Origin of the sequence: Streptomyces sp. TM32 (assembly GCF_004122755.1) — a bacterium.
GTDB lineage: Bacteria > Actinomycetota > Actinomycetes > Streptomycetales > Streptomycetaceae > Streptomyces > Streptomyces sioyaensis.
On record NZ_SDIG01000199.1, the window covers coordinates 1 to 10491 of the forward strand.

At 72.8% G+C, this 10491-nt stretch carries 9 protein-coding genes; 3 read left to right on the plus strand and 6 right to left on the minus strand.

The genetic code is table 11. The annotated features are described in order from the left end of the window. Window positions 1-392: 392 nt before the first annotated feature. The gene (locus EST92_RS28255; RefSeq protein WP_129283565.1) at window positions 393-1535 is read right to left on the minus strand and encodes a glycosyltransferase family 4 protein; all 1143 of its coding nucleotides are present in this window, start codon (window positions 1533-1535) and stop codon (window positions 393-395) included. 304 nt (window positions 1536-1839) lie between these two features. Here EST92_RS28255 and EST92_RS28260 point away from each other — a divergent pair, with 304 nt between their 5' ends. Then, complete coding sequence (locus EST92_RS28260) at window positions 1840-3168, plus strand: glycosyltransferase family 87 protein (protein ID WP_129283566.1); 1329 nt, start codon at window positions 1840-1842, stop codon at window positions 3166-3168. Between the two features lie 33 nt (window positions 3169-3201). Here EST92_RS28260 and EST92_RS28265 read toward each other — a convergent pair whose 3' ends face one another. The 5 genes from EST92_RS28265 to EST92_RS28285 all read right to left on the minus strand — a co-directional run bounded on the left by EST92_RS28265 (window position 3202) and on the right by EST92_RS28285 (window position 8870). Further along, window positions 3202-4587 (minus strand): hypothetical protein, encoded by a 1386-nt coding sequence (locus tag EST92_RS28265; RefSeq protein ID WP_129283567.1) that lies wholly within the window; start codon window positions 4585-4587, stop codon window positions 3202-3204. Between the two features lie 51 nt (window positions 4588-4638). Next, the gene (locus EST92_RS28270) at window positions 4639-5682 is read right to left on the minus strand and encodes a C40 family peptidase (protein WP_129283568.1); all 1044 of its coding nucleotides are present in this window, start codon (window positions 5680-5682) and stop codon (window positions 4639-4641) included. A gap of 229 nt (window positions 5683-5911) precedes the next feature. Then, a complete protein-coding gene (locus tag EST92_RS28275; protein ID WP_129283569.1) occupies window positions 5912-6937 on the minus strand; it encodes a C40 family peptidase in 1026 nt (341 codons plus the stop codon). 301 nt (window positions 6938-7238) lie between these two features. Beyond that, complete coding sequence (locus EST92_RS28280) at window positions 7239-8612, minus strand: NYN domain-containing protein (protein WP_129283570.1); 1374 nt, start codon at window positions 8610-8612, stop codon at window positions 7239-7241. Between the two features lie 18 nt (window positions 8613-8630). Beyond that, complete coding sequence (locus tag EST92_RS28285) at window positions 8631-8870, minus strand: hypothetical protein (RefSeq protein WP_129249534.1); 240 nt, start codon at window positions 8868-8870, stop codon at window positions 8631-8633. Window positions 8871-9164: 294 nt separating this feature from the next. Here EST92_RS28285 and EST92_RS28290 point away from each other — a divergent pair, with 294 nt between their 5' ends. Then, window positions 9165-9845 (plus strand): rhomboid family intramembrane serine protease, encoded by a 681-nt coding sequence (locus tag EST92_RS28290; protein ID WP_129283571.1) that lies wholly within the window; start codon window positions 9165-9167, stop codon window positions 9843-9845. Continuing rightward, window positions 9842-10123: an Lrp/AsnC ligand binding domain-containing protein gene (locus EST92_RS28295; protein ID WP_006606094.1), complete on the plus strand. Its 282-nt coding sequence runs from the start codon at window positions 9842-9844 to the stop codon at window positions 10121-10123. Before EST92_RS28290 ends, EST92_RS28295 begins: the two co-directional genes overlap by 4 nt. The last annotated feature ends 368 nt before the right edge of the window (window positions 10124-10491 follow it).

Here is a 10491-nt window from a genome sequence, read left to right on the forward strand (position 1 = left end):
GGACTGCTTCGCTTTACGTCCACACAACAGGCCCCTCCGGCCCGCCCCCTCCCGTGAGTGGAGTGAGTGACGGTGGGTGGGGGCGGGCCACGGATGGCCGTTTCGGTACGACCCCAAGGCGGCTAGGCGCACTCGACCAGCCACGTTCACCCCCACCGTCACTCACTCCACTCACGGGAGGGGGCGGGCCGGAGGGGCCTGTTGTGTGGACGTAAAGCGAAGCAGTCCACACAACAGGCCCCGGAGGCCCGTCACCGCACCCAACAGCCCCGCGCAGCGGCACCGCCCGCCGCAGGCGCCACGGCGCGCGCACCGCGAAGCGGGCGACGAACGACGAGCAACACCCGCGGCGGGAAAGCCAAAAACGTGGGAAGCAAAACCAAAGCGCAGCGTCACAGCAAGTGTTTCAAGCTCTCCGCCAGCAAGTCCCAGCGCCACTTCTCCTCCACCCAGGCGCGGCCCCGTTCGCCCATGGTGCGGCGCAGGGCGGGGTCCCGGAGGAGGGTGATGATGCGGTCGGCGGTGGGGGTGGGGGCGCCGCCCGGGACCACCCAGCCCGTTTCGCCGTCCAGGACCGCGTCCGGTGCCCCTCCGGAGTCCCCCGCGATCACCGGGAGCCCGGTGGCGGAGGCCTCCAGGTAGACGATGCCCAGGCCCTCGACGTCGAGCCCGCCCCGGCGGGTGCGGCACGGCATCGCGAAGACGTCGCCCGCGCCGTAATGCGCCGGCAGCTCCTCCCACGGGACCGCACCGGTGAAGCGCACCGCGTGCCCGACGCCCTTGGCCGCCGCCAGCGCGTGCAGGTCCTTCTCGTACGGGCCGCCGCCGACGATCAGCAGGACGGCGTCGGGCACCGCGGACAGCACGGCCGGCATCGCCTCGATCAAGGTGTCCTGGCCCTTGCGCGGGACGAGCCGGGAGACACACACCACCACCGGCCGGCCGGCGAGGCCGAGCCGGGCCCGTACCTCGTCGCCGCCCGAGTCGGGGTGGAAGGTCTTCTCGTCGACGCCGGGCGGGAGTTGGACCATCCGCGCGGCGTCCGCGGGGGCGAGCGCACCGGCGATCCGGCTGCGGGTGTACTCGCCGAGGTAGGTGAGGGTGTCGGTGCCCGCGCCGATCCGGCGCAACAGCTGCCGGGCGGCCGGCAGCTGCGCCCAGCCCGCCTCGTGGCCGTGGGTGGTCGCCACGATGCGGCGGGCGCCGGCCGCGCGCAGCGCGGGCGCCATCAGCCCGAGCGGCGCGGCCGCGCCGAACCACACCGACGAGCAGCCGTGTTCGTGCAGCAGCCCGGTGGCCCGCCGGGTCACCCTCGGGGTGGGCAGCAGCATCGTCGTACGGTCCCGGATCACGGGGAACGGCTGCTCGGCGTCGAAGGCCGCGGTGGCCGCGAGGCCCTCCGCGCCGCGCTTCCAGGTCGAGGCGTAGACGACGACCTGGGAGGCGTCCAGCCGCAGCGCCATGCTGTGCAGAAAGGCCTGGATGCCGCCGGGCCGGGGCGGGAAGTCGTTCGTGACGATCAAGGTTTTCTGCACGGTGGTCTCTCGGCGGTCGGTCCGGACGGGCGGTCTCGGCGGTGAGGGCGGGTGCGCGAAGTCCCGCCTGGCCCGCACTTCGGGCGGACGACGGGACGTTGCGGACATGCCCCAGGGCCCGACAGTACCGGGCCGCCGCCGGACGGCGGCCGTCCGGTACGCCACTCCCTCTTCCCTACGGTCGTGACCGGCCACCACCAGGCATCAGGCAGACTGCTCGGGCGGGCAACGGCAGCCAGGGCGCCGTGCCCCCGGAGCCGCCCGCGGTGCCGGGCGGGCCCGGACGAGCAGCGAAGAGGTGACGATGAGCAGGATCAGCGCGCCGCGCGGGGTGTGGCTCCCGGTGGCGGCATGGGCCGTGACCCGGGCCGTGGTGCTGCTGTGCGTCCTGCGGGTGCTGGTCCTGCCGGGGCCGGATGTCACCACCGATGTCTCGGTGATCTACCAGGGCTGGTTCGACGTCCTGAAGACCGGCACCTTCCCGCTGGCCGATGTGACCTGGCAGTATCCGCCGGCCGCCGCCCTCGCGATCCTGTCCCCCGCTCTGCTGCCGTTCCTGGACTACGCTCCGGCCTTCTTCACCCTGATCCTGCTCACGGACGCGGCGGTGCTCGCGCTCTTCCTGCGGGCCGGCCGGCGGCCCGGCCACCGCCCGGCCGGGGCCTGGGTGTGGATCGCGGGCGTGGCGCTGCTGGGCCCGACCGCCTACGCCCGCTATGACCTGATGGTCACCGCGGTCGCCGTCGCCGCGCTGTTCGCGGTCGTCCGCCGGCCGCGGGTGGCGGGCGCGCTGATCGCCTTCGGCGCGCTGCTGAAGGTCTGGCCGGCGCTGCTGCTGACCGGGGCGGCGGCGCGCGGCCGGCGGGCCCGTGCCCTGTGGTGGAGCGCGGCCGGGACCGCCGCCGGTCTGACCCTGTTCTTCGTCGCCGCCGCACCGGGCGCGCTGGCCTTCCTCACCTTCCAGCGCGACCGCGGTACGGAGGTCGAGTCGCTCGGTGCCCTGGTCTTCCACATCGCCCGCCAGTTCGGGTGGCAGGGGCAGGTGCTGCTGAACTACGGCTCGCTGGAGTTCCTCGGGCCGGGTGTCCCCGTCGCCGGGACCGTGGCGCTCACGCTGAGCCTGGCGGCCGTGGGCTGGCTGTTCCTGTGGCGGGTGCGGGCCCGGCAGCTGGGCCCCGGGACGCTGTGCGAGGCCGCTTTCACCGCCACCCTGCTGTTCACGACCACCAGCCGGGTGATCAGCCCGCAGTACATGCTCTGGCTGGTGGGCCTCGCCGCGGTGTGTGTGACCGTACGCGCCTGCCGGCAGACGCTGCCGGCGGTGCTGGTGCTGCTCGCCACCGGGGTCACCCTGCTGGAGTTCCCCGTCCGGTTCGCCGATGTCGTGGCGAGCGATCCGAAGGGCGTCGCCCTGCTGATCGTCCGCAACGGGCTGCTGGTCGCCGCGTCCCTGCTCGCCTGCCGCCGGCTGTGGATCTCGACCAGGGACGGCGGGCGCGCGGACGACGGGCCCAGGGACGCCGCGGCCGTCGTGGGCGCCCGCAAGCCGGCGGACGGGACGACCGCCGCCGCGCCCGGGCTCACCGCCGCTGCCGCACCACCGCGGACACCGGCACCGCCGGCACCCCGGTAGCGGCCCGCCGCCCGGTTGCCCCCGGTCGCCGCCTCACCGCCGCAGCTGCTGCCGTACGTAAGCGCGCCACCGCCGGGTGAACTCCGCCATGCCGATGCCCAGTTGGGTACGCATGGCGCGGTCCGTCCGGTCGGCGCGGGAGGGTGGCCGGTGTCCGGCGCCGGCGGCCGACCGGGCCGGCCGGGAGCCCGCGGGCGCCGCCGTGGCCGCCTCCATCGGCGCCCCCGTGCTCCCCGACGCGACCCGGATCGCGCTCTTGCCGGCCGCTTTGTAGAAGGCGATCAGCTTGACCTCGCCCCACTTCTCGGCGATCATCCGGCAGGCCAGCCAGCTGCCCTCGTACGCCTTCGCCAGCCGGTCGGCGCCGGCCCGGAAGCCGAAGTCGTCATCGGTCGGCAGTCGGGCGGGGAGCTTGCCGCCGGCGACCGCGCGGGTGAGTTCGGGGGCGGTGGTGACGGCCTTGCGATGGAGGCCGCGGTAGGCGACCCAGTCGGCGAAGCCCTCGGAGAGCCACAGCGGGGTGGCCGGGGTGGTGGCCGCGCGGGTGGCGACATGGGTGGTCTCGTGGGTGAGCACCACCTTGCGGCCCAGGTCGTTGAGCTCCTCGTAGGCGTCCGGGTTGATGATCACGCGGTCCGCGGGCGCGGCCGCCTCGACGCCCGCCTCCCCGGTGGTGACCGCCGCGATCCCGACGAAGCCGGACGGATCATCGCTGCCCATCAGCTGCGCCATCCGCTCGACCGAGTCCGGCGCCTCCACCACGACCTTCTGCGCCCACTTCCCCTTCCAGGCCGAGGAGACCGCGGGCACCGCCCGGTCCACCCGGCGCGCCAGGTCCTTCAGCCGCCCCGGATGGGCGGGGCTGCCGAGGACCAGGCTGTGCCGGCCGCGCACCAGCCGCACCGGGCCCTGGTCCCACAGCTGCCGGGTGCCGCTGTGGCCGTCCTCGGCGCCGTCGGTGTCGGAGGAGATCAGCCAGCGGCCGTCGCGCTCGGTCAGGGTGAGGTACTGGACGGCGTGCACCGGCGCGGTGTCGTAGCCCTTGAGCCGGTAGCGCAGCCGCACCTTGGCGGCCAGCCGGGTGCCGGCGGTGCCGGTCGGGAGCGGGAAGGCACCGGTCGAGTCGAGGTCGTAGCGCCAGTCGGCCAGCGGTACGCCCGCGAGGTGGGCGAACATCGCGCGCTGCCGGTCGCGGTAGCCGGTGGCCCGCGGGTCGACGGAGGCGAGGAAACCCGCCGCGTCCCGCTTCCGTACGGCCTGCGCACGGGTGTCGAGCATCCGCTGGACGTCCGGGAAGCGGGCCGGTGTGGAGGCCGTGGGCGCGCAGCCGGCCAGCGGGGCGAGCAGCACGAGGGCCAGGGCGGCAGCACCCACCGCTCCGGCCCGCGACAGCCGACCGGCCGCCCACTGCTGTGACATGCGGACGATCGTAGGTCGGGCCCGGCCGCGGCAAAAACGCTGGGCGTTGCCTCAGGGCCTGGTGACGGCCGAGATCGGCATCATCCCGACCGGGTCGTAGCGCACCCGTGCGCCGGGATAGGGCGCGTGGACGACCTGCCCGTTGCCGACGTACATCCCGACGTGGCTGGCGTCCGAGCGGTAGATGACCAGGTCACCGGGTTGCGCCTGGCTGAGCGGCACCTGCCGGCCGGCGCCGCGCTGGGCCTGCGAGGTCCGCGGGATGGAGACACCGGCCCGGCCGTAGGCCCATTGGGTGAGCCCGGAGCAGTCGAAGGCCGAGGGGCCGCTGCGCCCCCAGGCGTACGGCGAACCGACCGCGGCGCGCACCGCGGCGACGGCCGCCGCGGCCCGCCCGGAGGCCGGGACGGCTCCGTGCAGGTCCGGGACCGCCTCGTGGCGCCCGTCGCTCCTGGTGGCCCGTTCGAAGGCCTTCCTGGCGTCCTTGGGGAGCGCGTTCAGCAGCCGCCGCGCGGTGGCCAGCCTGCGCTGGACGTCCCGCTTGTGGCGGGCGACGGCCTTGCGGCTGGCCTCCAGCTGCGCCAGTTTCGCCGCGGTCTCCCGGCGCTGCTGCTCCAGGAAGCGCTGTGCCGCCCGGAGCCTGCGCAGCTCGCCGGCCTGGCTGACGCCGAGCCGGTCCAGCGCGGAGGCCTTCTCCAGGAAGCTGTCCGGCCGTTCGGTGAGCATCAGCTGGACGGTGGGGTCCATGCCGCCGGACCGGTACTGGGCGGCGGCCAGCGCGCCCAGCCGGCCGCGCATCCGGTTGACCCGTTCCTGGGCGCGGGCGGTGCGGTCCTGGAGGGCCGCCACCTGGCCGCGCAGTTCCTTGGTCCGTGCCTGGGCACCGTCGTACTTCTCGGTGGCCCGCTCCGCCTGCGCGTAGAGGCTGTCGACCCGGGCGGTCGCCGCTTCCCGGCCGGTCGCGCGGCCGGCCGGATCGGCGGACGCCGGCGGCGCCGACAGTCCGGCGGCCGCGGTCGCCAGGGCGGCCGACACAACGGTGACCCCGGCGAGGGTGCTCTGGCCGTGCTGCGAGGTACGGCGGTGGGACACCACGAGAGCCGCACTCCTTCCCTGCAGCCCCTGCCGCCCGGGAGGGCGTCGGTGACCGGATGCTGCGCGGGCAGACAGTAGCGGCGCCGGTCCACACCGACCAAAGACCGCATTTCGCCCGCAAAAAGCCGCCCCGCCGGTGACTGTGCAGGTCACCGGCGGGGCGGCAGGTCAGCGGCCTCGGCCGCAATTCGCCCGTTCGGGCGGCAGGTTGAGAGTGTTGTGAGGCTTGTCAGACCCGCACGCCGAACGCGAACTCCATGTTGCTCATCGGCTCGTAGCGCACGGAAGCGCCCGGCTTCGGCGCGTGCAGCACGATGCCGTTGCCCGCGTAGAGGCCGATGTGGTGCAGGTCGCTGTAGAAGAGCACCAGATCGCCCGGCTTGAGGTCGCTCTGCGAGGCGATCCGGGTACCGGCGTTGGCCTGCTGCTGCGAGGTGCGCGGCAGCGACTGGCCGGCCTGCTGGTAGGCCCAGGAGGTCAGACCGGAGCAGTCGAAGGACGACGGGCCGGTGGCGCCCCAGACGTAGGGCGAACCTATTTTCGACTTCGCGGCCTCCAGGGCGGCCGCACCGCGCTGCGACGCCGGGACGTCGCTACCGAGGTTGACCCGGTCGTTGCTGCGGTTGGCGCGGTTCTCCTCGGCCTGCATGGCCGCCCGCTCCTTGGCGGTCATCTTGTTGAGCAGCTGCTGCGCCTTGGCGAGCTTGCCCTTGATCTCGTCCTTCTTGTCACCGAGCGCCTTACGGGTGTCGGTGAGGTCCTTGATCTTGCCCGCGGCCTCGGCGCGCTCCTGGGCGAGCCGGCGCTGCTTGTCCGCGATGGTCTTCAGCTGCTCGGCCTGCTTGCCGCTCAACTGGTCGAGCGTGGCGGCCTTTTCGAGGTAGGTGTCCGGGTCACCGGAGAGGAACAGCTGCACCGAGGGGTCGATGCTGCCGCTGCGGTACTGGCCGGAGGCGACCGCACCGAGACCCTTGCGCAGTTGGTTGAGCTCACCCTGGCCGCGGGCGACCTTGTCCTGGAGGTCGTCGACCTCCTTCTGGAGCTTGTCCTGCTGCTCCTTGACCCCGTCGTACTTCTCGGTGGCCTGCTCGGCCTCGTTGTACAGCTTGTCGACCTCGGACTTGACGTCCTTCTTCGACTGGTGAGGGTCGGCCTGGGCGGCCTGGGACGAGAGGGCGACCGCCGCGGCGGCGGTGGCGGTGAGCACGGTCACGCGGGTACGGCTCGGCTGCTTGGGTCGACGGTGGGACGCCACGGGGGCGAGCTCCTTCTTCCTCCAGCCGCCTACCGGGAAGTGGGGGGGGAGGCCCCGGCTCCGCGTGAACGCCGCGGACTCGGCGGTACCTTCACTGTTCATCCCGGTTGGATAATCATCTGCATGAAGGTTCGGGCCTGACCTTAGTAACCGAGCTGTGATCGCTTCAAATCCTCAGGGGAAATTTCTGCGCCACCAGTCCCATCCTTTACCAACGTCACACAGGCAGTGAGCGCCAACTGACGCTCAGGTACGGAGAACAGACGGTGGACGCGGTCCGGCCCCGCGGGCGCGGCGTGCGTCAGGTCCGGGCAAGTCGCTTGAGCAGCAAGGCCGATGCCACCGGCCGCGCCCCGGCCTTCGCCACCCCGTCGGCCACTTCCCGGTCCGTGGAGACCACGACGACGGGACGGCCGGGCGGTTCGGCCCGAACCAGCTGACGAATCAACTCATCGGCCGTTACGCCCGGTTTGCTGAAAAGGACCCGTACGCCGCGCGGCGGCGCGAGCAGCACCGGCGCCGCCAGCTCCGCCCCGTCGAAGACGCACGTCATCTCCGCGCCGGTCTGCGCCGCCAGCACCGCGAGACCGCCCAGCAGCCGCAGCCGCTGCTTGTCGAGCGGCATGGTCGGATAGCCGGTTTTGGTGACGTTGTAGCCATCCACCACCAAATGCGCCTGCGGCAGCGCCAGAAGCTGGTCGAGCAGCGCCGGGTCCATCTCCGACAGCGCCCGGGTGGCGATGTCCTTGGGCGTCATCCGGCCCGGCGCGACCGCCTCGACGGTGTCCGCGGGATGGACGTCGGCGGGTGGCAGCGCCAGCTCGCGGCGCAGCCCCTGGGCCGCGTCCAGCACCGTGTCGAGCAGCAGCCGCACCCGCATGTCCTCGACGCTGCGACCCTCGCGGGCGGCCCGCCGGCTGGTCTCCAGCGCCGTCTCGGCCTCGGCGATCCGGGCCTTGAGCCGGCGCACCTCACTGTCCGCGGCGGTCTTTTCGGTCGCCGCCCGGTCCCGGGTCTCCGCGAGGGCGGCGTCGACCTTGCGCACCGCGGCCTCACCGCGCTTGACGTCGCTCAGCGCGCTGCGCAGCTTGCGCCGCAGCGACTCGTTCTCCTTGCGGAGGGTGTCCAGGTCGACCCGGATCCGGTCGGCCTCCGTACGGGCGTCGCCGCGCGCCTGCGCCAGCTCCTCGCGCAGCCGGGCCAGTTCCCGCTCGGCCTCCTCGCCGGCCCGCTCGGCGCGCGCCCGCTGGGCCTCCTCGCCGGCCGCCGCGACGAGCTTGACCCAGCCCTCGGGGCGCAGCACGTAGGCGGCCGCCGCGACATCGAGCGGCTCGGCGGCCGCCGGCGGATTGCCGTGCTCCAGCGCCGCGGCGAGCTCCGGCTGTGCCTCGCGCAACTTGCCGGCGATCCGCTGCCGGAAGACCGCGTCGCTCTCCAAGGCGGAAGCCATCGCATTTCCGGCGAATTTGGCCCGGCGACTCGGGGTGAAACGGGCGTACTGCCGCAGCGGGGGCGGCAGTTCGGCGACCGTCAGGGCGCCGAAGGACTCCGCGGTGAGCGCCACGACACGGCGCCGTACGCCCTCGGGCAGCGGTCGGTCGAGCACCTCGTCCGCCGTACCCTCGGGTACGTCGTCACGCTGTGCCCCCGGCTCCCCTTGTGGACGCTCCACCACGGCTGCCTCGCTCCGATCTCAGGCGTTCGCGCCCGGACGGTCCACCAGCTCGATCTGGTCGACCGCGTTGCACCAGCGGCAGCGCACGGACTCGATGCTCTCACTGAGCACCTCGCGCTCCTCCACCTTCGGCTCGCCGGCCAGGTCCAGATGGACGTACTCCACCACCTTGGCCCGGCGGGTCACGTCGAAACGGGTGAGGTTGCCGCACAGCGTGCAGCGCCACCGGGTTCCGGCCGTCGGCAGGGGAACAGACATCCTGTCGTCCTCTTTCGTGCTCGTCGATCTCGTGCTGCTGCGCCGTTCACGCGGTGCGCCGTCGGACTGCGGAAGTACGCAAAGTACTGCCTGTAACCCTACGGCCTGACGGGGGGCCGGTGCGGGCCCCGCCCGGCTGCCGGGATGCGGCGAGGCGCTCTGTCCCGATTGCCCCCATTGAGCAATGATCACTTCATGACGGCGCCGGCCCCCTCTCCCCGCTCACCCCGCTCGTCCGGTCTCCTCCCCCGTCCGCCGCATGCCACCCGGTCCCTGACCGCGGTGTTCTCACGGCTGACGAATGTGCTGATCGGCCTGTGCTGCGCGGTCTTCGTGATCGGCCCGGCATCCGGCCTGAACCGGATATACGGCACCGGTGACGCCCTGCTGAAGGCCCAGACCACGTATTTCGAGCGGTGGGGCGTGATCCCGCTGGATCTGTGGAGCGGCTCGGTACGGGCCCTGATCACGCCGCTCACCGCATTGTTCGTGCACGGCAGCTGGCTGCACCTGCTCGGCAACATGCTCTTTCTGTACGTCTTCGGCGGGATGGCCGAGGCACGCATGGGCCGGCTGCCGTTCGCTGCCTTCTACCTCATCATCGGCTACCTGGCGCTGCTCGGCTACGCGGCCGCCCACGCCTCCTCGGACCAGACGCTGGTGGGCGCCTCCGGCTCGATCTCCGGGGTACTGGGGGCCTTCCTCTATCTCTTCCCCACAGCCCGGGTGACCAGCGTCTTCCCGTTCCTGTTCTTCCTGCCGCTGCGCTTTCCCGCCTGGATGGTGCTGCTGTTCTGGTTCTTCCTGCAGTGGCAGGCCGCGCAGCACGACCCGCGCGGTCCCGGGGTCGCCTACCTCGCCCACGTCATCGGGTTCGCGCTCGGCTTCCTGTACGCCTGGGCCCGCTACAGGAGGGATAGTGTGGGGGCCACCAGGCGGAACGACCGGGCGACCGAGGGAGAGAGCCAGCCGTGATCACGTCGATCGTGCTCATCAAGACCAGCGTGGACCAGATCCCCGAGATCGCTGAGAAGATCGCCGCCCTGGACGGCGTCAGCGAGGTCTACTCGGTCACCGGCGCCCACGATCTGATCGCGATGGTGCGGGTCGCCGCGCATGACGACCTCGCGGACGTCATCCCCGGCCGCATCAGCAAGGTCCCCGGCGTCGCCTCCACGGAGACGCACATCGCGTTCCGCACTTACTCGCAGCACGACCTTGAGGCCGCCTTTGCGATTGGCCTCGACGCGTAGCCGCTGCGCTTTGCTTTTCCCCCCACGTTGTCGGCTTTCCCGCCGTGGTGGTTTGTCGCCGTTGCGCTTTGCGGCGCCGCCGCACGTTGTCGGCTTTCCGCCGTGGGGCTACTCGTCGTTGCGCTTTGCGGCGCCCCCGACATTGTCGGCCGTCCCGCCGCACGGGCCACTCGCCGTTGCTCCCCCACTGCCTGAAGGGCGTGGGAGGTACCCCCACGCGGCGGGCTGGTTGCCGCTGCGCTGGCTGTTCGGCTGCGGGACCGGCCCTCCGGACTCCGTCCTGCGGTCCGCCCCCTCCCGTGAGTGGGTGGGAACAGGCCGGTGGGGGCGGGCCCCGGCCGTCGTCTGCGTGCAGTCGAGGGACGAGG

Bases quoted from the DNA above. Each gene is read 5' to 3' on its own strand.
- EST92_RS28260 (WP_129283566.1), top strand. From the start codon at position 1,840: ATGAGCAGGATCAGCGCGCCGCGCGGGGTGTGGCTCCCGGTGGCGGCA.
- EST92_RS28265 (WP_129283567.1), bottom strand. From the start codon at position 4,587: ATGTCACAGCAGTGGGCGGCCGGTCGGCTGTCGCGGGCCGGAGCGGTG.
- EST92_RS28285 (WP_129249534.1), bottom strand. From the start codon at position 8,870: ATGTCTGTTCCCCTGCCGACGGCCGGAACCCGGTGGCGCTGCACGCTG.